Source organism: Rhizobacter sp. P2_H3 (genome assembly GCF_056403355.1).
This window is the reverse complement of the sequence record NZ_JBFUFQ010000088.1, coordinates 1-22,349: the sequence shown is the minus strand read 5'-3', so window position 1 is coordinate 22,349 and position 22,349 is coordinate 1. Positions and strand designations below refer to the sequence as shown.

Here is a 22,349-nt window from a genome sequence, read left to right as displayed (position 1 = left end):
CCTCGGGCCCGCGCGGCGAGCGCGGTGCCCGCCGCTTCGGCGAGGGCGCTTCCGCACCGGCCGGCTTCGCACCGGGTGCCTCCGCACCGTGGGCCGAGCGCGGCGCCTCGGGTGCCTCCGGCCCGTGGGGCGAGCGGCGCCGCCAACGCCGCGAACAAGCCGAACAGCAATAAGACGGGACGGTCATGAACCCCTCCCGCCCGTTCATTGAGAGGCCGGTAGCGACCTCGCTGCTGATGGTCGCCATCGTGCTCGCCGGCCTGGTAGGCTTCAAGTTCCTGCCGCTGGCCGCGCTGCCCCAGGTCGACTACCCGACCATCCAGGTGCAGACGCTCTACCCCGGCGCCAGCCCCGAGGTGATGACGAACACCGTCACCGCGCCGCTGGAGAAGCAGTTCGGCCAGATGCCCGGCCTGCAGCGCATGAGTTCGTCGAGCGCCGCCGGCGTCTCGATCGTCACGCTGCAGTTCTCGCTCGGCCAGACGCTCGACGTCGCCGAACAGGAGGTACAGGCCGCCATCAACGCCGGCGGCTCGCTGCTGCCGGCCGACCTGCCGGCGCCGCCGGTCTACGCCAAGGTCAACCCGGCCGATGCGCCGGTGCTGACGCTCGCGATCACCTCCGATTCGCTGCCGCTCACCGAGGTGCAGAACCTCGTCAACACGCGGCTCGCGCAGAAGATGTCGCAGGTCAACGGCGTCGGCCTGGTGTCGCTGAGCGGCGGCCAGCGCCCGGCCGTGCGCATCCAGGCCGACACGCAAGCCCTCGCGTCGTACGGCATCGGCATCGACACCTTGCGCACTGCCATCACCGGCGCCAACGCGAACAGCGCCAAGGGCAGCTTCGACGGCCCGACCCGCACCTACAGCATCAACGCCAACGACCAGCTGCTGACGGTGGACGACTACAAGTCGCTGGTGGTCGCGTGGCGCAACAACGCGCCGGTGCGCATCGCCGACGTGGCCCAGGTCGTCAACAGCGCCGAGAACGTGCGCCTGGGCGCCTGGGCCGGCATCGACTGCGCCGAGTGCGCCGCCCACCCCGATGCGCGCCCGCTGGTGCCCGCGATCATCCTGAACGTGCAGCGCCAGCCCGGCGCCAACGTGATCGCCACCGTCGACGGCATCAAGGCGCGACTGCCCGAGCTGCAGGCCGGGCTGCCGCCCAGTGTCAGCGTCAGCGTCCTCAGCGACCGCACCACCGGCATCCGCGCGTCGGTCAAGCACGTCGAGTTCGAGCTGCTGCTGGCCGTGCTGCTGGTGGTGATCGTGATCTTCGCGTTCCTGCACAGCCTGCGCGCCACCGTGATCGCGAGCCTGGCGGTGCCGATCTCGCTGATCGGCACCTTCGGCGTGATGTACCTGCTGGGCTACAGCCTGAACAACCTGAGCCTGATGGCGCTGACGATCGCCACCGGCTTCGTCGTCGACGACGCGATCGTGATGATCGAGAACATCGCCCGCTACATCGAGGAAGGCGAGCCGCCGATGCAGGCGGCGCTGAAGGGCGCGACGCAGATCGGCTTCACGATCATCTCGCTGACCGTCTCGCTGATCGCGGTGCTGATCCCGCTGCTGTTCATGGGCGACGTGGTGGGCCGGCTGTTCCGCGAGTTCGCGGTGACGCTCGCGATCACGATCCTGATCTCGGCCGTGGTGTCGCTGACGCTGGTGCCGATGATGTCGGGGCGCTGGCTGACACAGCATGAAGACCCGAAGACCGCGAAGGGGTTTGCAGCGGCGACCCAGCGCCTGTTCGACCGCGTGATCGCGCAGTACGACGTCTGGCTCACCTGGGTGCTCGACCGCCAGGCGCTCACGCTGYTGGTGGCCGCCGCGACGCTCGCGCTGACCATCGTGCTGTACCTGGTGATCCCGAAGGGCCTGTTCCCGACCCAGGACACCGGCCAGCTGAAAGCCCGCCTCGAAGCCGCACAGGACGTCTCGTACAGCCGAATGGCTGCCCTGCAGCAGCAGGCCGCGCAGGCCGTGCTGGCCGACCCGGACGTCGCGAGCCTGAGCTCGTTCACCGGCGTCGACGCGGCCAACAACACGATGCTGAACACCGGCAGCATGCTGATCAACCTGCGCGCCAAGCGCAGCGGCACGCAGGCGCAGATCATGGATCGGTTGCGCGAACGCGTGCAGAAGGTGGCCGGCGTCACGCTCTACCTGCAGCCCACGCAGGACCTGACGATCGACGCCGAATCCGGCCCCACCGAATACCGCGTGTCGCTCGAAGGCGTCAGCAGCGACATCGTCGCCGAATGGGCGCACAAGCTGGCCGACCAGCTGCGCACCGTGAAGCAGGTGCGCAACATCGTCACCGATGCCGGCGCGCAGGGCATGTCGGCCTACATCGACATCGACCGTGACACCGCGTCGCGCCTGGGCATCACCGCCAGCGCCATCGACGACGCGCTGTACAGCGCGTTCGGCCAGCGCATCGTTTCGACGATCTTCACCGAGACCAACCAGTACCGCGTGATCCTCGAAGCGCAACCCGGCCTGGTGAACAGCGCGCAGACGCTGGGCCTGTTGAACCTGCGCACCAGCTCGGGCGAGGCGACGCCGCTGTCGGCGATCGCGACCATCCGCGAGAAGCCGGCGCCGCTGCAGATCACGCACGTCGCGCAGTACCCGGCGACGACGCTCGGCTTCGACACCGCGAGCGGCGAATCGCTCGGCCACGCGGTCGACGCGATCAGGCAGGCCGCGAAGGACATCGCGCTGCCCGCCTCCGTCACGATGACCTTCCTCGGCGCGGCCGGTGCCTACCAGACCTCGCTCGCCAACGAGCTGTGGCTGATCCTCGCGGCGCTGGTGTGCGTGTACATCGTGCTGGGCGTGCTGTACGAGAGCTACATCCACCCGCTGACGATCCTGTCGACGCTGCCGTCGGCCGGCGTCGGCGCGCTGCTCGCGCTGATGCTGTCGGGCAACGACCTGGGCGTGATCGGCATCATCGGCATCATCCTGCTGATCGGCATCGTCAAGAAGAACGCGATCATGATGATCGACTTCGCGATCGACGCCGAACGCAGCCAGGGCAAATCGCCGCGCGAGGCCATCCACCAGGCGGCGCTGCTGCGCTTCCGGCCGATCCTGATGACGACGCTGGCGGCGCTGTTCGCCGCGCTGCCGCTGATGTTCGGCGGCGGCGAAGGCTCCGAGCTGCGCATGCCGCTCGGGCTGTCGATCTTCGGCGGGCTGATCGTCAGCCAGGTGCTGACGCTCTTCACGACGTCGGTGATCTACCTCGGCTTCGACCGGCTGGGCCGGCGCGTGCGCCGCGCCGGCGCCCTGCCCGAGCGTTCTTCCACGGACGGAGCGGCGGGATGAACCTGTCCAGGCCCTTCGTCACGCGGCCGATCGCGACCGTGCTGCTGACCATCGGCATGGCGCTGGCCGGCATCGGCGCATTCTTCGTGCTGCCGGTGGCGCCGCTGCCGCAGGTGGATTTCCCGACCATCTCGGTCAGTGCCTCGCTGCCCGGCGCGAGCCCCGACACGATGGCCAGCAGCGTCGCCACGCCGCTGGAGCGCCACCTCGGCACCATCGCCGGCGTCAACGAGATGACCTCGTCGAGCTCGAGCGGCTCGGCCCGCGTGACGCTGCAGTTCGACCTGAGCCGCAACATCGATGGCGCGGCGCGCGAGGTGCAGGCGGCCATCAATGCGTCGCGCGCCGACCTGCCGTCCACGCTGCGCAGCAACCCGACCTATCGCAAGGCGAACCYGTCGGACGCGCCGATCATCATCCTCGCGCTGACCTCGAAGACCCGCACGCCGGGACAGATCTACGACGCGGTGTCGAACATCGTGCAGCAGAAGCTCGCGCAGGTCGACGGCGTCGGCGACGTCGAGCTCGGCGGCGGCTCGCTGCCGGCCGTGCGCGTGGAGCTGCTGCCGTTCGCGCTGAACCGCTTCGGCGTCAGCTCCGAGGACGTGCGCGCCGCGATCCAGGCCTCGAACGCGAACCGGCCCAAGGGCGCGATCGAGGACGGCGAGCGCCGCATGCAGATCTACACGCCGCCGCCCGGGCGCACCGCCGCCGACTACCGCGGGCTGGTGGTGGCCTGGCGCAACAACTCGGCGGTGCGGCTCTCGGACGTGGCCAAGGTGAGCGACGGCGTCGAGAACGTGCGCACGCTGGGTCTCTTCAACGGCCAGCCGGCGGTGATCGTGCTGCTGACGCGCCAGCCCGGCGCCAACGTGATCGAGACGGTCGACGGCGTGCGCGCGCTGCTGCCCGAGCTGCGCGCGCAGCTGCCGAGCGACATCGATCTGCAGGTGGCCTCCGACAGCACCAACTCGATCCGCGCCTCGCTGCGCGAGATCGAGGGCACGCTGGTGATCTCGGTGCTGCTGGTGGTGGTCGTCGTCAGCGTGTTCCTGCGCAGCCTGCGCGCGACCATCGTGCCGGCGGTCGCCACCGTGGTGTCGCTGCTCGGCACCTTCGGCGTGATGTACCTGCTGGGCTACAGCCTGAACAACCTGAGCCTGATGGCGCTGACGGTGGCCACCGGCTTCGTCGTCGACGATGCGATCGTCGTGCTGGAGAACACCAGCCGCCACATCGAGTCCGGCATGGACCGCTTCGAGGCGGCACTGGTCGGCGCGCGCGAAGTCGGCTTCACGGTGCTGTCGATCAGCCTGTCGCTGGTGGCGGTGTTCATCCCGCTGCTGTTCATGAGCGGGCAGATCGGCCGGCTGTTCCGCGAGTTCGCGGTGACGCTGTCGGTGGCGGTGCTGATCTCGCTGGCGATCTCGCTGACCACCACGCCGATGATGTGCGCCTGGCTGCTGAAGCCGGGCGGCCACGTGCGCAAGCCGCCGGGCCGGCTCGCCCGCTTCTCGGAGCGCGTGTTCGCCGGCGTCTTGCGCGGCTACGAGCACAGCCTCGACTGGGCGCTGCACAGCAAGGCGCTGGTGATGCTGATCCTGCTGGCGGTGATCGGCCTCAACGTCTACCTCTTCAAGGCGACGCCGAAGGGCTTCTTCCCGCAGCAGGACAACGGACAGCTGAACGGCGGCCTCGCGGCCGACCAGAGCATCTCGTTCGAGGCGCTGCAGGGCAAGCTGAAGCAGCTGGTCGACATCATCCATGCCGATCCGGCGGTCGACACGGTGGTCGGCTTCACCGGCGGCGGGCGCGCCGGCGGCGGCTTCATGTTCATCAACCTGAAGCCGGTCGGCCAGCGCAAGGACGGCGGCCAGGCGGTGATCGCGAGGCTGCGCCCGCAGCTGGCCACCGTGACCGGCGTGCAGCTGTTCCTGAACCCGGTGCAGGACCTGCGGGCCGGTGGCCGATCGAGCAACTCGACCTACCAGTACACGCTGAAGAGCGACAACATCGCCGACCTGCGCAGCTGGGCGCTGAAGCTGGCCGACCAGATGCGCACGAAGGAAGAGCTGGCCGACGTCGACACCAACCAGCAGGACAACGGCGTGCAGAGCTTCGTCGACATCGACAAGGCGACCGCGGCGCGGCTGGGCATCACGACGCGCGATGTCGACAACGCGCTGTACGACAGCTTCGGCCAGCGCCAGGTGGCCACCATCTACGACGAGCTGAACCAGTACCACGTCGTGATGGAGGCGGCGCGCAGCCTGACGCGCAGCCCGACCTCGCTGAACGACGTGTACATCCCGCGCAAGGCCGGCACCGGCGCGGCGACCACCGCGACGCTGTCGGTGAACCCGGCGCTGCGCGATGCCTCCAGCGGCTCGGCGCTCTCCAACACCGCGAACACGATGGTGCCGCTGCAGACGCTCGCGCGCTTCAGCGAGAGCGCGACCCCGACCTCGATCAACCACCAGGACGGCGAGCTCGCGACGACGGTGTCGTTCAACCTGCCCGAGGGCGTGAGCCTGTCGGACGCGCAGGCGGCGGTGAAGCAGGCCGAAGCCGACATCGCGATGCCGGCCAATGTGCGCGGCAGCTTCGCGGGCACGGCGCGCGGCTTCCAGGATTCGCAGGCGCAGCAGCCGCTGCTGATCCTGGCGGCGATCGTCGTGATCTACATCGTGCTGGGCGTGCTGTACGAGAGCCTGGTGCACCCGGTGACGGTGCTGTCGACGCTGCCGTCAGCGGGCGTCGGCGCGGTGCTCGCGCTGCTGATGTTCCGCATGGAGTTCTCGATCATCGCGCTGATCGGCGTGTTCCTGCTGATCGGCATCGTCAAGAAGAACGCGATCCTGATCATCGACTTCGCGCTCGAGGCCGAGCGCTCGCGCGGGCTGTCGCCGCTCGAGGCGGTGCGCGAGGCCTGCCTGCTGCGCTTCCGCCCGATCCTGATGACGACGCTGGCCGCAGGCCTCGGCGCACTGCCGCTGGCGATCGGCTTCGGCGAGGGCTCCGAGCTGCGCCAGCCGCTCGGCGTGGCCATCATCGGCGGGCTGATCGCGAGCCAGCTGCTGACCCTGCTTACGACGCCGGTCGTCTACCTCCTGCTCGACAAGCTGCGCCGCCGCAGCGCCGACGAGCGCCACCTGAGCCGCGGCACTGATGCCGCCGCTGCGCACGCATGACTCCACGCATGACTCCACGCATGACTTCGCGACTCACTCCCCTCGCGGCCGCGTTGCTGCTGCTGGCCGGCTGCGCGGTGACCCCGCGCTACCAGGTGCCCGACACCGCGCTGCCGGCGGGCTACAAGGAAGTGCCGGCCGCGGCCGAGGGCTGGCTGCCGGCGGCGCCCGCCGACGCGTTGGACCGCGGCCCCTGGTGGACGCTGTTCGGTGACGAGACGCTGAACACGCTCGCCGCGCAGGTCGAGGTGTCGAACCAGAACGTCGCGGCCGCGGTGGCCGCGTATGCGCAATCGCAATCGCTGGTGAAGGAGGCGCGGGCCTCGTTCTTCCCGAGCGTGAGCCTGAGCGGCGGCGCAACGCGCTCCGGCGGTGGCGCGCGCACGTCGACCGGCAACACCTACCAGGTGGGCCTGGGCGCAAGCTGGGAGGCGCCGCTGTGGGGCAAGCTGGAGGCGGGCGTCGACACCGCGACGGCGACGGCGCAGGCGAGCGAGGCCGACCTGGCGTCGGCACGGCTGTCGGCGCAGGCGGCGCTCGCGACCAACTACTTCTCGCTGCGCGAGGCCGACGCCGAGATCGACGTGGTGACGCGCACGGTCGAGGGTTTCACGCGCTCGCAGACGATCACGCAGAACCGCTACGACGCCGGCATCGCGCCGAAGAGCGACCTGCTGCAGGCGCAGACGCAGCTCGCGAATGCGCAGGCGGATCTCGCGACCTTGAAGCGCCAGCGCGCGGTGCTGGAGCATGCGATCGCGGTGCTGGTGGGCAAGGCGCCGTCGCAGTTCTCGTTGCCGCCGGCGGCCTGGCAGATGACGGTGCCGGCGGTGCCGCTGGTGGTGCCGTCGGAGCTGCTGCAGCGCCGGCCCGACATCGCCGGTGCCGAGCGCAGCGTGGCGTCGGCGAATGCGCAGATCGGCATTGCGCGCAGCGCGTACTTCCCGAGCTTGTCGCTGAGCGGCTCGTATGGGCAGCAGAGCAGCGCGGCGAGCCAGCTCTTCAATGCGAGCCAGAACCTGTGGTCGCTGGGCGTGTCGGTGGCGCAGACGATCTTCGATGCGGGGGCGACGCGGGCCCGCGTGGAAGGTGCCGAGGCGAGCCGAGATGCTGCTGTCGCCCGCTACCGGCAGACGACGCTCGCGGCGCTGGGTGCGGTGGAAGACCAGCTGTCGCTGGTGCGGATGCTGGCCGAGCAGTCGCCGCTGCGCCAGCAGGCCTCGAAGGCGGCGGACGATACCGAGGTGCAGACGCTGAACCGGTACCGCGCCGGGCAGGTCAGCTACCTGGAGGTGGCGACGGCCCAGTCATCGGCGCTGAGCGCGCGGCGGGCGCTGGTACAACTGCAAGTCGATCAGCAGCTGGCGGCGATCGGGTTGATCCAGGCGATGGGCGGTGGGTGGCACGCGAGCTGGGCAGCCAAGCCCGGATGACAATCCGGGTTGACGCAAGGAGACCTTCATGCCCGACTCCATCATCACCACCAAAGGCCGCACCACGGTCCCGGCACAAGTCCGCGAACAGCTCGGCATTCGCGAAGGCACGCGTCTCGTCTGGCATGTGATGCCCGATGGCAGCTTGATCGTCCGAGCGAAGACGGGTTCGCTGCGAGACATGGCGGGCATGCTGAAGTCGAAAACGCACAACAGCACGAGAGTCAGCATCGACGACATGAAGGCTTGGCGTCGATGACGAGATACCCTGATCAACCCCCACTTGTTCGCTCGTCAAAGTCGAAGGACCAGGGCGGCGCTCAAAGGCGCGTGCGGGGAGGCTGTGGCTCGCCGCACGCGTCTTTGCCGCGCCAATGCCCAAACCAGTTCGACACGCCCCAGTTCCGAGCTAAACTCGCGCCGCCAGGAGAGAGCTTCCAAGCGAAGCCGCCGAAGGCGCAGGTCCGGCAGAGATGCCGGCTCGAACGCTCAGGCAAAAGGACTGGCAAGCGCCCCGCGAGGGGCGTTCCTCGCTGGAGAGAGGCTCACCCCGAGTGAGTCCACCGAAGGGGCAAGCGGTTGACCGGGATCCGGGGGCCGCCAATCTCTCAGGTAAAGCGGACAGAGAGGGCATCCCCAACGCGTCGGCCGGCATGGCGACTCGTTGGTCCGGTGAATGCCCTCGGAGAAGACCATGTCCGCCATCGACCTGCCGAACACCCCGCTGCTGAAGACCCCCCTCCACGCATTGCACCTCGAACTGGGCGCCAAGATGGTGCCCTTCGCCGGCTACGAGATGCCGGTGAACTACCCCGGCGGCATCATCGCCGAGCACAAGCACTGCCGCAGCGCCGCCTCGCTGTTCGACGTCTCCCACATGGGCCAGGTCCGCCTGGTCGGCCCCGACGCCGCGAAAGCCCTCGAATCGCTGGTGCCCGTCGACATCGTCGACCTCGCCGTCGGCAAGCAGCGCTACGGCTTCTTCACCAATGCCAGCGGCGGCATCCTCGACGACCTGATGATCACGCGCCGCGAGAACGACGTGCTCGTCATCGTCAACGCCGCCTGCAAGGACGCCGACATCAAGCACCTGGTGACCCACATCGCCCACAAGTGCACCGTGCAGCCGCTGCCCGAGCGCGCGCTGCTCGCGCTGCAGGGCCCGCAGGCCGTGAAGGCGCTGGCCCGCCTGAATGCCGATGCCGCCACCCTCACCTTCATGACCGGCCGCGCGCTGACGCTGGCCGGCGCCGACTGCTTCGTGACCCGCTCCGGCTACACCGGTGAAGACGGCTTCGAGATCTCGGTCGCCGCCGACCAGGCCGAATCGCTGGCTCGCGCGCTGCTCGCCCAGCCCGAGGTCAAGCCCTGCGGCCTCGGCGCGCGCGACACGCTGCGCCTGGAAGCCGGCCTGTGCCTGTACGGCCACGACATCGACGAGAAGACCACGCCGGTCGAGGCCGGCCTCACCTGGGCGATCCAGAAGGTGCGCCGCGCCGGTGGCGCACGCGCCGGCGGCTACCCCGGTGCCAGCGTGATCGACGGTCAGCTCGCCCACGGCACCACGAACAAGCGCGTCGGCCTGCTCGGCCTCGAGCGCGTGCCGGTACGCGAAGGCGCCACCATCGTCGACGGCCAGGGCCACAGGCTCGGCCACGTGACCAGCGGCACGCTGTCGCCCAGCGTCAACCAGCCGATCGCGATGGCCTACCTCGCCGGCAACCACGCGCTGCCGCACCACGAGGTGTTCGCCGAGGTGCGCGGCAAGCGGCAGCCGATGCGCGTCGCGCCGATGCCGTTCTCGCCGCACCGCTATTTCCGTGGCTGATCTGCCTCCCCTTCCCCTTCTTCACATCGCCCCCAAGGAGCCCCTGATGACCACCATGTACACCCCCGACCACGAGTGGATCAACATCGAAGACCACGAGGCCGCCACCGTCGGCATCACGCTCCACGCGCAGGACGCGCTGGGCGACGTGGTCTTCGTCGACCTGCCGGAAGTCGGCCGCAGCTTCAAGAAGGGCGAGGTCGCCGGCGTCGTCGAATCGGTGAAGGCCGCCGCCGACCTGTACATGCCGGTGGCCGGCGAGATCGTCGAGGTCAACGAGGCGCTGCGCGCCGACCCGTCGCTCGCCAACAGCGACCCGCTCGGCAACGGCTGGTTCTTCAAGGTGCACGTCACCGACATGGGCGAGTTCGACCAGTTGATGGACCAGCCGGCGTACGACGAGCTCGTCAAGAACGCCTGAATCCGTTCGCCCTGAGGTATCGAAGGGCAGCGCATGCCTCGGTACCGGCACCTTCCGCAAAGGCTTCGATACCTCAGCCCGAACGGACGGTGTCCTGCCATCAAGTTTCACTGGAATGACCATGTTGATGTCCGCCGCCACGCCCCTGGGCGCCCTCGAGAACGCCACCGAATTCGTCGCCCGCCACATCGGGATCGAGGAGGCGGACGAACGGCACATGCTGTCGGCCATCGGTGCCGCCTCGCGCCGCGCACTGATCGACGCCATCGTGCCGCGTGCCATCGCCCGCCCGGTGCCGATGCAGCTGCCCGCCGCGCTGACCGAAGCGCAGGCGCTCGCCGAGCTGAAGGGCATCGCCGCACGCAACCAGGTGCTGAAGAGCTTCATCGGCCAGGGCTACCACGGCACCCTGACGCCCGGCGTCATCCTGCGCAACATCCTCGAGAACCCGGCCTGGTACACCGCCTACACGCCCTACCAGGCCGAGATCTCGCAGGGCCGCATGGAGGCGCTCGTCAATTTCCAGACCATGGTCTGCGAGCTGACGGGCCTGGCGATCGCCGGCTCGTCGATGCTCGATGAAGCCACCGCCGCCGCCGAGGCGATGACGCTCGCGCTGCGCGTCGGCAAGAGCAAGAGCACGACCTTCTTCGTCGCCGACGACGTGCTGCCGCAGACACTCGAGGTGGTGCGCACGCGCGCCGAGCCGCTCGGCCTCACGGTCGTCACCGGCCCGGCCGCCGATGCGGCGAAGGACAAGCCCTTCGGCGCGCTGTTCCAGTACCCCGGCGTCAACGGCGTCGTGCAGGACCTGGCACCGGTGATCGCCGCGGTGCATGCGGCCGGCGGCCTGGCGATCGTCGCCGCCGACCTGCTGGCGCTGACGCTGATCACGCCGCCCGGCGAGATGGGCGCCGACATCGCGGTCGGCAACACGCAGCGCTTCGGCATGCCGATGGGCAACGGCGGCCCGCACGCCGCCTACATGGCAACCAAGGACGAGTTCAAGCGCTCGATGCCCGGCCGGCTGGTCGGCGTCAGCGTCGACGTGCATGGCAACCCGGCCTACCGCCTCGCGCTGCAGACGCGCGAGCAGCACATCCGCCGCGAGAAGGCCACGTCGAACATCTGCACCGCCCAGGTGCTGCCGGCGGTGATCGCCAGCATGTATGCGGTCTACCACGGCCCGCAGGGGCTGAAGCGCATCGCGGGCCGCGTCGCGAGCTACACCGCGGTGCTGGCGGCCGGCCTGAAGGAAGCCGGCTGCACGCTGGCGCACGAGAGCGCCTTCGACACGCTCGAGGTGCAGACCGGCGGCCGCACCGAGGCCGTGCTGCAGGCCGCGCGCGAAGCGGGCTTCAACCTGCGCCGCGCGTCGGCCGCGAGCGTCGGTATCTCGCTCGACGAGACCACCACCCGTGGCGACATCGACGCGCTGCTGCGCATCGTGCCGTCCCGCCCGATCGACGGCGCCGCGCTGTGGTCGCGCAGCGAGAAGGGCGTGGCCGCGCTGGTGCCGGCCGAGCTGGCGCGCCGCAGCGCCTTCCTGTCGCACCCGGTGTTCAACACGCACCACAGCGAGACCGAGATGCTGCGCTACATCCGCAGCCTGTCCGACAAGGATCTGGCGCTCGACCGCAGCATGATCCCGCTCGGCTCGTGCACGATGAAGCTGAACGCGACCAGCGAGATGATCCCGATCACCTGGCCGGAATTCGCGAACGTGCACCCGTTCGCACCGCGCGACCAGCTGGCCGGCTATGCGCTGCTCGACCAGCAGCTGCGCGACTGGCTGTGCCAGGCCACCGGCTATGCCGGCATCAGCCTGCAGCCCAATGCCGGCTCGCAGGGCGAGTACGCCGGGCTGCTGGTGATCAAGGCCTTCCACAAGTCGCGCGGCGAGGGCCAYCGCAACATCTGCCTGATCCCCGAMTCGGCGCACGGCACCAACCCGGCCAGCGCGCAGATGGTGGGGCTGCAGGTGGTGGTCACGAAGTGCGATGCCGACGGCAACGTCGACCTGGCCGACCTGAAGGCCAAGTGCGAGCAGCACAGCGCGAACCTCGCCTGCGTGATGATCACCTACCCGTCGACCTACGGCGTGTTCGAGACCCGCGTGAAGGAGCTGTGCGCGCTGGTGCACCAGCACGGCGGCCGCGTCTACGTGGACGGCGCCAACATGAACGCGCTGGTCGGCATCGCCGCACCGGGCGAGTTCGGTGGCGACGTGAGCCACCTGAACCTGCACAAGACCTTCTGCATCCCGCACGGCGGCGGCGGGCCGGGCGTCGGCCCGGTGTGCGTCGCGGCCGACCTGGTGCCGTTCCTGCCGGCGCACCGCGCGGCCGGCATCGGCACCGACTCTCAAGTGGGCGCCGTCTCGGCGGCGCCGCTCGGCAACGCGGCGGTGCTGCCGATCAGCTGGATGTACGTGCGCATGATGGGTTCGGAAGGCCTGCAGGCCGCGACCGAGACGGCGATCCTCAGCGCGAACTACGTGGCCGCGCGCCTGGCCGACCACTACGACATCCACTACAGCGGCAACATCGCCGGCGTGAAGGGGGGTGGCGTGGCGCACGAGTGCATCCTCGACCTGCGCCCGCTGAAGGAGACCTCGGGCGTGAGTGCGGAGGATGTCGCGAAACGCCTGATCGACTACGGCTTCCATGCGCCGACGCTGAGTTTCCCGGTGGCCGGCACGCTGATGGTGGAGCCGACCGAGAGCGAACCGCTGGTCGAGCTGGACCGCTTCTGCGACGCGATGATCGCGATCCGCGCGGAGATCCGCAAGGTCGAGCAGGGGCAGTGGCCGCAGGACGACAACCCGCTGAAGGCCGCGCCGCACACCACCGGCGCGCTGATGAAGACGGAGTGGCCGCACGCGTATTCGCGCGAGGAAGCGGCCTTCCCGGTCAAGAGCCTGAAGAAGCAGAAGTACTGGTCGCCGGTCGGGCGCGTCGACAACGTCTACGGCGACCGGAACCTCTTCTGCAGCTGCCCCCCGCTGTCCGACTACAGCTGATCTCCACCTGAAGGACGCCCCATGGCCGTATCGGTCTTCGACCTGTTCAAGATCGGCATCGGCCCGTCGAGTTCGCACACGGTGGGGCCGATGCGCGCGGCGCGGCTGTTCGCGCTGCGCCTGCAGCACGACGGCCTGCTGCCGCGCGTGGCACGCGTGCTGGCCGAGCTGTACGGCTCGCTCGGCGCGACCGGCAAGGGGCACGGCAGCGACAAGGCGGTGCTGCTCGGGCTCGCGGGGCATGAGCCGGACCGTGTCGATCCGGATGCGATTCCGGCGCACCTCGAGGTCATCCGCACCGGCAAGCAGCTGAAGCTGCTGGGCGAGCACGCGATCGCGTTCAACGAGAAGACCGACCTGGTCTTCTTCCGCCGGCAGACGCTGCCGTTCCATGCGAACGGCATGCGCTTCGTCGCGTACGACGCCGACGGCACCGAAATCGCGGCGCGCACCTATTACTCGGTGGGCGGCGGCTTTGTCGTCAGCGAAGAGCTGGCAGCCGACGGCAGCAAGCAGAAGGTGCTGGCGCCGGACACCACGGTGCTGCCGCTGCCCTTCCATTCGGGCGCCGACCTGCTGACGATCGCCGCGCGCGAGCGCTGCAGCATCGCGCAGATCATGCGGCGCAACGAGCAGCATTGGCGCAGCGATGCCGAGATCGATGCCGGGCTGCTGCACATCTGGCAGGTGATGCAGGATTGCGTGGCACGCGGCTCGCGCACCGACGGCGTGCTGCCCGGCGGCTTCAAGGTGCGACGGCGCGCGGCCGACCTGCACCGGCAGCTGTCGTCGAACCCCGAGGCGGCGCTGCGCGATCCGCTGCAGGTGCTGGACTGGGTGAACCTGTACGCGCTCGCGGTGAATGAAGAGAACGCGGCCGGCGGGCGCGTGGTGACGGCGCCGACCAACGGCGCGGCCGGCATCGTGCCGGCGGTGCTGCACTACTACGCGCGCTTCGTCGCGGGCGCGACGCCGGCCGGCATCATCGATTTCCTGCTGACGGCCGCGGCGATCGGCATCCTCTACAAGGAGAACGCGTCGATCAGCGGGGCCGAGGTGGGCTGCCAGGGCGAGGTCGGCGTGGCCTGCTCGATGGCCGCCGGTGCGCTGTGTGCGGTGCTGGGCGGCACGCCCGAGCAGGTGGAGAACGCGGCCGAGATCGGCATGGAGCACCACCTGGGCCTCACCTGCGACCCGGTCGGCGGGCTGGTGCAGATCCCCTGCATCGAGCGCAACGCGATCGCGTCGGTGAAGGCGATCAACGCGGCGCGCATGGCGATGCGCGGCGACGGCACGCACCACGTGAGCCTCGACAAGGTCATCAAGACGATGCGCGACACCGGCGCGGACATGATGACGAAGTACAAGGAAACGGCACGGGGCGGGTTGGCGGTGAACATCGTGGAGTGCTGAGCCCCCTTCGCCCTGAGCTTCGCAAGCGTCCCGGGAAGTCCTGATGAACAGACGACCGCGGCTTGGGATGCTTCGCTGGAGCCTTGCTCGCTGGCCAGCGCGCTGCGGCCATCATGCGCCTCATCCAGACGGCGAAGCTCGACGCCCACGCCCCTTGCGCGTACCTGCGCGACGTGCTGACGCGCCTCCCGCCCCAACGGGCACGCGACATCGCGAATCTGCTGCCCCATCGCCGGGTGTCCGCAGGCTCGCAATGACGACCTGCTGTCGTTGAGCGGTCGTTCGGATGGCCGGCCGCGAGCGCCCGAGTTCGGCCAGTTGCAGACACTGGCGATAGACTGCTTCCAAACCGCCTATTCATCAAACACCAAGCCAGCCATCTTCGATGTCCGAAGGCAGACTATCTCAGCAAGTGGAATGGTTCCATCAGTTTGCCAAGCTGTCTGTCGAGCAGCTGGCTCAGTTGGCGACCGAAGAGAACCGATCGCTCTTTCTGCAGTACGTCAGAGCATCTCTGCCGAAGCATCCTCCGCCGGAAGCTCAATCGCCCGACGAGTTTGCACGTGCGGTCGTAGGGTTGCGGGAAAGCGAGCGGCAATGGAATCGGGCGCTCATGACAGCCTTGGTTGATGCAGACGATCTACACAATGCTCGGGCCTCGAAAGAGGCGGTAGAGAAACTGAACGCTTTTGCGGATTCTTGCCCGTGGAAACTCTTTGAAGACGTAGCCCGAGGTCAAGCCGGCGAGTACGAGGCCCGCGGGTAGTCGTACGAAGGGCGGTGCTCGGCCAGGAGCGGTCTGTCGTGACAGGCTGCTTCGGGGTAGTCTTTCACGACATTCACCAGCCCTCGCAGCATGCACATTGAAGCAACGCCAAGGTCAGCAGCAGTTGCTGGTGCATGGGCCGTTTTCGGGCTCGTTCCATTCGAGAGGTGGATGGATCATCACAAAATCAGCTCGGTGCTCGAAGTCAATCTCCTCTGGTTAGCGGCTGCGGCGTTCTTTTTCTTTGTGCCGAGCTACTTCCTGGTCATCGGGAGTGGCAACGCACCTTTCGGTCACACATGGCTCCTTGATCGAGATGAACGCACACGATATGGCGTCATTGCGAAGCGCATGCTGATTTGGTTTCTCTCGGCAGCGGTAGTCGGCGCTGTTTGGTCTGAAGTTCTGAGCCTCTTTTGGAACAACTGATCAAGCTTCGAGTTCTGTCGGCCGTCGGAGTGCTCGCAGTCGGCCATGAGCGGTCCGTCGTGAGCGGCGGCTTTCGGGTGCCGCGTTAGGATGCTCAGTCATGAAGAGCTTCAACCGCCTTGACCGTGTCATCGTCTCCTCCCTTGGCGGATGGAAGCAGGCTAGCCTTGGAACTATCGTCAGTGAGCCGGAGCCGATCGAAACCTTGAAAGGGCCTGAGTGCTTCTACTGGGTTGAGTTTGACCAAGCACAGCAGACGATCGACGGTAACGATGCATATCGCAAAGCTCAGATCTTGAGCTGCTACCTGGATCGGGCATGAGTCGCTGAAGTCCGGGCTCTGCCACGAACTGCAGCGTCTCCCTTAACCCTCACAACTCACGTCTTCACCGTGTCCATGTTCAGCATTGAGCCCTTGTCACCAAAGACGTGGCCCGCGTTCGCCGCCCTCGTGGAACGTCATAACGGCGTCTGGGGCGGGTGCTGGTGCGTCGAGTTCCACCCGGACGGAAAGCTCAGGGGTTCGCATCGGCGCGCACTGAAGGAGCGCAAGGTTAGAGAGGGCACCACCCGCGCTGCTCTGGCCTTCGACGCCGATCGCTGTGTCGGTTGGTGTCAATTCGGGCCACCAGACGAGTTGCCGAGAATCAAACACCTGCGCGTCTACACTGCCGGACTGGAAACGCTGCCGCAGTGGCGCATCACTTGCTTCTTCGTTGACAAGGAGTACCGAGGCAAGGGTGTAGCGTCTGCAACACTCTCTGGCGCGCTAAGGCTGATCGCAGAACTTGGTGGTGGCAGTGTCGAGAGCTACCCCGAGGACGTCGAGGACCGGGAAGTCTCGGGTTCCTTCCTCTACAACAGCCGCATGGCCATGTTCGAGCGCCAGGGCTTCGAGCGTGTGCGCCGCCTAGGCAAGAACCACTGGGTTGTTGCACGGTTCGTAGCGGCGGTCCAGTGAGGCTCAACCCTGTGCTCTTGCGCCAACCTCATGCGCTCCGAATGGCGCCCACCTGGCTCTGCTTCCCCGCTCCATGCACATTCTGTTGATCGAGGACGATTTCGACCTGGGCCACGCGCTGCAGACAGCACTGCGAACTGAAGGCCACACCAGTACTTGGCTGCGCCGCACCAACGATGCGCCGCTCCGGCTGGACCCTGCCGCGCAGGACGCCGTGCTGCTCGATCAGACGCTGCCCGACGGCGACGGCCGCCTGCTGCTGACCCGCTGGCGCCGCCAGGGCAGCACGGTGCCGATCATCGTCATCACCGCCCGCATCGCGCTGGAGGACCGCCTCGCCGGCTTCGACGGCGGTGCCGATGACTACGTCATCAAGCCCTTCGAGATGCCCGAGTTGATCGCCCGGCTGCGCTCGGTGCTGCGACGCTGTGCCCAGCAGGCCAGCGATTGCTGGGCCGTTGGCGAGTTGACTCTGGAGCCACGCCGCCAGCGGGCGCTGCTGAATGGTGAGGAACTGGCCCTGTCGCCGCGTGAGTACCAGTTGCTGCTGGAGCTTGCCCGCGAGCGCGGTGGTGTCGTGCCCAAGCACCAGCTCGCGCAGCGCCTCGCGCCGTTGGGCGAGCCGCTGGAGTTCGGCACGCTGGAAGTACACATGGCCAATCTGCGGCGCAAGATCGGCGCTTCGCGCATCGGCACTCTGCGCGGTGTGGGCTACTGGCTGGAATGCGCATGAACCTGCCGGGGTTGCGGCCCACGCTCACGCGCCGGTTGATCGGCGCGCTGCTGCTGGCTTTCACGTTGTTTGCGGTGCTCATCCTTGTGGAGGACCAGCTCGACATCCAGCAAACCCTGGCCACCGACCCGGGCGTGCGCCAGTTCGGCCGCCAACTCGCCGCAGGCCTGGAGGCCATTGACGACCCTGCGCTGGCGGCGCGCGTGCTGGAGGCCGACCTGCGCCACGTCAACCGGCTGCGCGAGCGGCAGCCCATGTTTCAAGGCCCGCTGCTGGCCCAACTCGTCGACACCGCCGGACACAGCATCTACGCGACTTCGCCGGTGGTCGAAGGTGCCGAGCCCGGCGTCGGTGAGCACACCATCGCCGGCAAGACCTATTGGACCTACCGACAGGACAACCCGCGTTGGTCGTTGCGCCTGGCCGAGCCGGCCCCTTCGCGCGGCAGCCTGCTGAGCTTTGCCAGCTGGGAGCTGGGCAAGCAGTTGCTGCTGGGTTTCCCGCTGATGCTGCTACCGCTGTGGGTGGCCGTGTACACGGGCTTGGCGCCGCTGCGGCGCTTTGCGCGCCGGTTGCACGGACTGGACCTGAAGCAAGACCTCGCGCCCCTGGGCGTTGACCTGCGCTACGGCGAGCTGCACCCCGTGGGTCAGGCTTTTGACGCATTGCTGCAGCGCCTACGCCAGCACCGCGCACGCGAACGCGCCTTCGTCCACGAAGCCGCACACGAGTTGCGCACGCCGCTGGCCGTGGTGGCCACACAAGCCTACGCGCTCGTGCAGGCGGGCGATGCCGCGTCGCGCGAATCGGCAGCGACCGCACTGCAGCAGGCCATCAAGCGCAGCGCCCATCTGTCGCGCCAACTGCTGGACCTGGCCAGCCTCGACAACGACCAGCCTGGTGCTACGGCCGTCCTCGATCTCGCCCACTTCTGTGCGGACCGGCTGGCCGAGCAGGCCGGCTTCGCGCGCGACCGCGGCATCGCGCTGGTGCTGGCCGCGCCCGAGCAGTTGTCGGTTCACGTCGACGAGGTGGCTCTGCACTCGGTGCTRCAGAACCTGCTCGACAACGCCTTGCGCTATGTTGGCCGTGGCGGGCGCATAGAGGTGAGCCKTCAACTGACTCCCGACGGCCCCCGTCTCGGTGTGGCCGACGATGGCCCAGGGATCGCGCCAGCCGATCGACCACTGGTGTTCGAGCGCTTCTGGCGCGGCGCGGGTCACGATGTGGAGGGCACCGGTCTGGGTCTCGCCATTGTGGCGCGGGCTGCCGAGCGGTTGGGCGCGCAGGTCACGGTCGGCGATGGCCTCGCGCGGCCGGGCGGCCACGGTGCGCACTTCGAGCTGCACCTGCCGGCCTCCGCCTTGGGCGTCCCTTAAGGCACGGCTTTCAACAATGTCCCGGTCACTTTCCAACCGACCGGAGCCATTCTTGAGAACCCTGCTTCTTGCAGCTGCCGCCCTCCTTGCCGCTGCCTCAGCCCACGCCGCCGACCCTTCTCCCGAACATTATCTCGGCCTCAACCTCACCACGCCGGGCGAAGCCAACTTCGACATCAACGGTCGCAGAGTGCCTAGCGACAACCACCCACGCGCGATGAAGCTCTACGCCGGCGTGCAGTTCACACCCAGCTGGGCGGCCGAGCTGGGCTATGGCGCCTTCGGCAGCTGGCACGCGGCCGACCCAGCGCCAGGCTCGACCTACCAGCTCAGGCTGTCCTCCGAACTCGTCTATGCGGCCGCCCGCGCCACGATGCCGCTGGGCGAATCGTTCGCGTTGTTCGGCAAGTTCGGCCTGGCGCTGAACCGGTTGGGGATGCATGACTCGTCAGGCCACTCGGATCACGAGACGTATGTTCGGCCGATGATCGGCGTCGGCCTGGAGTGGAAGCTCACGCCCCAGGTCTCGACGACGGTCGAGTACGCTCACTACGGCTCGCGCGGCAGCGGCAGTGATCGCTTCACGCAGCAGAAGGCCGAGGTGGGCCTGGCCTTCAGGTTCTAGCGTGGCAGCGGGCACGGCCCCTCGCGGCCGATGTCGCGCGACTTCAGCCGCGAGACATGCCTAATGGTCCTGATCGCTGTTGCCTGCTGGCGCGCACCCTCCGCTGCGATGGCGTGCCCATGCGTGCCTCTGAGTGTCTGCTCTGCGACAGCCAGTTCGGGTCTCCATCGGACTCTGAGCAGGTGAGGTACTGCAGTGCGGCCGCGGAAGCGTCGTGTCGCGAGCGGGCGCAGCGCTACGATGTCGACAAGCGCCCCCTGGCAAGTCAGAGGCGCTCGCAAGCGCGGCTGAAGCTCATCAGCTCGCCGCTGTGGGAGTTGTCGCCCGGTGCTTGTGAAGGGCGCCAACGTCGGCTTGTCGGCTGCCGATCCGAGTCTTCCGATGTCTGAGAAGGGTCGCTCTCAGTCTTGCAGTCGACCGCCGGCGGCCGACTGCCATGGACCGTCAAGCAGTCCTTGACTTGGTGCCTTGCCCGATGTCAACCTGACTCCCCCGGCCGCTTGCCGAGCTTGTCGAAGCCCWGGCGAGCAGCGCTTCGACAAGCTCAGCGCGAACGGTTTGTGCCAGCAGGCCCTTCGACAGGCTCCGGGCAAACGGTGGGTGTCACAGATGTTGAAAGGGCGGCAGCCGCCTCGCACGCCGCCACACCAGCACCGGCAGCCGCAGCAGGAACTCCAGCATCAGCCGCGCGTGCATCCACGTCAGCAGCACGTTGTCGCGCCCGTAGCGGAAGTGCGAGACGCCGCCCTCCTCCGCCGTCAGGTACTTCACCGGCGCCGGCAGGTTGATCGGCGCCACACCGCGCCACGCAAGCCGCACCACCGCCTCGGTGTCGAAATCGAAGCGCCGCATCCATGGCTGGCGCTTCATCACCGCGATCAGCGGCCCGATCGGGTACACGCGGAAGCCGTACAGCGAATCGCCGATGCCGGCGTTCAGCGTCTCCAGGTCGGTCCAGCCGTTCGAGATGCGCCGGCCGCGCACCCGCAGCAAGGGTGCCGATGCATCGAACACCGGCTTGCCCAGCACCATCGCATCGGGGTGCTCGGCCGACTTCGCCATGAACTGCGGGATCAGCCCGGCCGGGTGCTGCCCGTCCGAATCCATCGTCAGCACATGCGTGAAACCCGCGTCGCGCGCCGCCTGCAGCCCGGCCAGCACGGCTGCGCCCTTGCCCTGGTTGCGCGGCAGCACGATCACGTGCAACTGCGCATCGGCCTCGGCCAGGCGCTGCAGCCCCTCGGCCGTTCCGTCGGTGCTGCCGTCCACCACCACCCACACCGGCGACCACTGCGCGCGCGCCGCGCGCACCGTCTCGTACACCGTCGCACCGGTGTTGTAGCTCGGGATCAACACCGCATGCCGCATGCTCACGTCAGCTCTTTCCTGAAATACGTTTCCAACTCGTCCAGCGGCAGCGCCGCGCCGTCCCGCGGCTCGAAGCGCTCGCCCAGCCGCAGCCGGAACGCCATCGGGAACGGCGGCACGCGCCAGATCGGCCAGCCCTTGCGCAGATACGGCGACTCGGTCTCGATGAACACCGTCTGGATCGGCACGCCGGCCTTGTGCGCGATCGCCGTCACGCCCGGGCGGAACGGGCTCAGCGCCACCCCGGCCTCGGTGCGCGTGCCCTCAGGGAACATCACCAACTGCGCACCGTCGCGCAGGTTCGCGATCGCGTGCCGCAGCATCGTGCGCGGCGAATCGTTCGGGATGTAGCGCGCCAGCCGCGCGCCGGCGCCGAGGAACACGTTGCGCATCAGGTCGCCCTTCATGATGCAGACGCCGCGCCGCAGCCGCGCGACGATCAGCAGCGCATCGACCATGCTCGGGTGGTTGGCCACCACCACCAGCCCGGTCGCATCGTCGTTCAGGCGATCAAGCGCCTGGCTGTCGACCTCCATCAGCCCGAACGCGGCCGCGAGGTTCCAGAACACGCGGTACGAACTCGCCACCACATGCCGCCCGATGGCCTGCGCCCGCTGCCGAGGCACCAGCGGCAGCATCAGCGCAGCGATCAGGTTCCAGCCGAGCGACGCCAAGCCCAGCCCGAGCAGCAGCAGGTAGAAGCACGCGAGCTGCCAGCCGCGCCGGATCATGGGGGCGACGGCTCCGCAGCCGACGCGATGCCGTGCGCCTCGACCTCGACCAGCAGGTCGGCGCGGCACACGTCGGCGCGCAGGTAGATGGCGTTGCGCAGCGCCGGCGCATCGGCACCCAGCCGCTGCGCCAGCACCTCGCGCACCCGCGGCAGGTCGCTCGCGTGGCGGACGTAGACGGTGCAATCGAGCATGTCGACACGGTGCGCCCGCGGCCCGATCGTGCTCAGCGCGTTGGCCGCGTCGACCACCGCGGCGACGTTCGCGAGCGTCTCCTCGGTCTGCCGGGCCACGTCGCCCACATGCAGCGTCTGGTGTCCGACGATGCTGGCGGTGCCCGACAGGAACAAGGCCTCGCGCCCGCCGCCGATCGACGCCAGCGCGCCGCGCGAGAAGGTCGGCGCGCGCGGGCCGTACTGCGACGGGTAGCGGTAGGCACTGACCTGGCGCGGGTTCTCGACCGCGCGCGGCGCCTCGCGCCCGGCCAGGAAATGCACCGTCAGCGGCCCCTGCGTGGTGCCGAGCGCACAGGCCGCCGGCGCGCCGTCGAACGCGCTGCGCCGCGCGGCCAGGAACGCATCCTGCCGGCCGATGTTGAACTGCCGGTAGCGCTCCAGCGGATCGCCCGCGTCGCACCCGTTGATGTCGGCCACGTAGTTCCACACGCGCAGCAGGTGCGCAAAGCCCTCGTCGCGCAGCAGCTGGAAC

At 68.5% G+C, this 22,349-nt stretch carries 18 protein-coding genes, 1 pseudogene and 2 riboswitches; of the genes and pseudogenes, 16 read left to right on the top strand and 3 right to left on the bottom strand.

Features of this window, described 5'->3' with window-relative positions:
- Positions 1-185 precede the first annotated feature (185 nt).
- The 16 genes and pseudogenes from AC1D1T_RS17195 to AC1D1T_RS17120 all read left to right on the top strand — a co-directional run bounded on the left by AC1D1T_RS17195 (position 186) and on the right by AC1D1T_RS17120 (position 19,542).
- Positions 186-3,341, top strand: a complete 3,156-nt coding sequence (locus AC1D1T_RS17195) for an efflux RND transporter permease subunit (protein ID WP_477992205.1) — start codon at positions 186-188, stop codon at positions 3,339-3,341.
- On the top strand, positions 3,338-6,532 hold the full coding sequence (locus AC1D1T_RS17190) for an efflux RND transporter permease subunit (RefSeq protein WP_477992204.1): 3,195 nt from the start codon (positions 3,338-3,340) through the stop codon (positions 6,530-6,532). Before AC1D1T_RS17195 ends, AC1D1T_RS17190 begins: the two co-directional genes overlap by 4 nt.
- 20 nt (positions 6,533-6,552) lie before the next feature.
- Positions 6,553-7,965 carry an efflux transporter outer membrane subunit gene (locus tag AC1D1T_RS17185; RefSeq protein WP_477827445.1) on the top strand — a complete coding sequence of 471 codons (1,413 nt, stop codon included), beginning with the start codon at positions 6,553-6,555 and terminating at the stop codon, positions 7,963-7,965.
- Between the two features lie 28 nt (positions 7,966-7,993).
- On the top strand, positions 7,994-8,224 hold the full coding sequence (locus AC1D1T_RS17180) for an AbrB/MazE/SpoVT family DNA-binding domain-containing protein (protein WP_477840868.1): 231 nt from the start codon (positions 7,994-7,996) through the stop codon (positions 8,222-8,224).
- A 155-nt stretch (positions 8,225-8,379) separates the two neighbouring features.
- Positions 8,380-8,480: riboswitch (glycine riboswitch) on the top strand.
- 8 nt (positions 8,481-8,488) lie between these two features.
- Positions 8,489-8,600, top strand: a riboswitch (glycine riboswitch).
- Between the two features lie 59 nt (positions 8,601-8,659).
- Positions 8,660-9,793, top strand: coding sequence for a glycine cleavage system aminomethyltransferase GcvT (gene gcvT / locus AC1D1T_RS17175; RefSeq protein ID WP_477827872.1), 1,134 nt, complete (start codon positions 8,660-8,662; stop codon positions 9,791-9,793).
- 46 nt (positions 9,794-9,839) lie between these two features.
- Positions 9,840-10,214 carry a glycine cleavage system protein GcvH gene (gene gcvH, locus AC1D1T_RS17170; protein ID WP_047511714.1) on the top strand — a complete coding sequence of 125 codons (375 nt, stop codon included), beginning with the start codon at positions 9,840-9,842 and terminating at the stop codon, positions 10,212-10,214.
- Positions 10,215-10,335: 121 nt separating this feature from the next.
- The gene (gcvP, locus tag AC1D1T_RS17165; RefSeq protein WP_477992203.1) at positions 10,336-13,236 is read left to right on the top strand and encodes an aminomethyl-transferring glycine dehydrogenase; all 2,901 of its coding nucleotides are present in this window, start codon (positions 10,336-10,338) and stop codon (positions 13,234-13,236) included.
- Positions 13,237-13,257: 21 nt separating this feature from the next.
- Entirely contained in the window at positions 13,258-14,649 is a 1,392-nt protein-coding gene (locus AC1D1T_RS17160; RefSeq protein WP_477992202.1) for an L-serine ammonia-lyase, read from the top strand.
- Positions 14,650-14,720: 71 nt separating this feature from the next.
- Positions 14,721-14,906 (top strand): annotated as a pseudogene (locus AC1D1T_RS17155) (transposase domain-containing protein); the annotation flags it as partial.
- Between the two features lie 128 nt (positions 14,907-15,034).
- Entirely contained in the window at positions 15,035-15,415 is a 381-nt protein-coding gene (locus AC1D1T_RS17150) for a hypothetical protein (RefSeq protein WP_465114179.1), read from the top strand.
- Between the two features lie 90 nt (positions 15,416-15,505).
- Positions 15,506-15,844, top strand: coding sequence for a hypothetical protein (locus AC1D1T_RS17145; protein WP_477828806.1), 339 nt, complete (start codon positions 15,506-15,508; stop codon positions 15,842-15,844).
- A gap of 100 nt (positions 15,845-15,944) precedes the next feature.
- Positions 15,945-16,166 carry a hypothetical protein gene (locus AC1D1T_RS17140; protein ID WP_477829762.1) on the top strand — a complete coding sequence of 74 codons (222 nt, stop codon included), beginning with the start codon at positions 15,945-15,947 and terminating at the stop codon, positions 16,164-16,166.
- Between the two features lie 75 nt (positions 16,167-16,241).
- Positions 16,242-16,805 (top strand): GNAT family N-acetyltransferase, encoded by a 564-nt coding sequence (locus tag AC1D1T_RS17135; protein WP_477843597.1) that lies wholly within the window; start codon positions 16,242-16,244, stop codon positions 16,803-16,805.
- Between the two features lie 73 nt (positions 16,806-16,878).
- The gene (locus AC1D1T_RS17130) at positions 16,879-17,538 is read left to right on the top strand and encodes a response regulator (RefSeq protein ID WP_477843591.1); all 660 of its coding nucleotides are present in this window, start codon (positions 16,879-16,881) and stop codon (positions 17,536-17,538) included.
- Entirely contained in the window at positions 17,535-18,917 is a 1,383-nt protein-coding gene (locus AC1D1T_RS17125; protein ID WP_477992201.1) for a sensor histidine kinase, read from the top strand. Before AC1D1T_RS17130 ends, AC1D1T_RS17125 begins: the two co-directional genes overlap by 4 nt.
- Positions 18,918-18,969: 52 nt before the next feature.
- A complete protein-coding gene (locus AC1D1T_RS17120) occupies positions 18,970-19,542 on the top strand; it encodes an outer membrane beta-barrel protein (protein WP_477843588.1) in 573 nt (190 codons plus the stop codon).
- A gap of 603 nt (positions 19,543-20,145) precedes the next feature.
- Here the strand turns inward: AC1D1T_RS17120 and AC1D1T_RS17115 are convergent.
- The 3 genes from AC1D1T_RS17115 to AC1D1T_RS17105 form a co-directional block, all read right to left on the bottom strand.
- The gene (locus AC1D1T_RS17115) at positions 20,146-20,910 is read right to left on the bottom strand and encodes a glycosyltransferase family 2 protein (RefSeq protein WP_477827935.1); all 765 of its coding nucleotides are present in this window, start codon (positions 20,908-20,910) and stop codon (positions 20,146-20,148) included.
- 2 nt (positions 20,911-20,912) lie between these two features.
- Positions 20,913-21,641 carry a lysophospholipid acyltransferase family protein gene (locus AC1D1T_RS17110; protein ID WP_047511708.1) on the bottom strand — a complete coding sequence of 243 codons (729 nt, stop codon included), beginning with the start codon at positions 21,639-21,641 and terminating at the stop codon, positions 20,913-20,915.
- A partial coding sequence (locus tag AC1D1T_RS17105; RefSeq protein WP_477992200.1) for a chorismate transformation FkbO/Hyg5 family protein occupies positions 21,638-22,349 on the bottom strand: 712 nt, incomplete at its 5' end. The genes AC1D1T_RS17105 and AC1D1T_RS17110, both read right to left, overlap by 4 nt.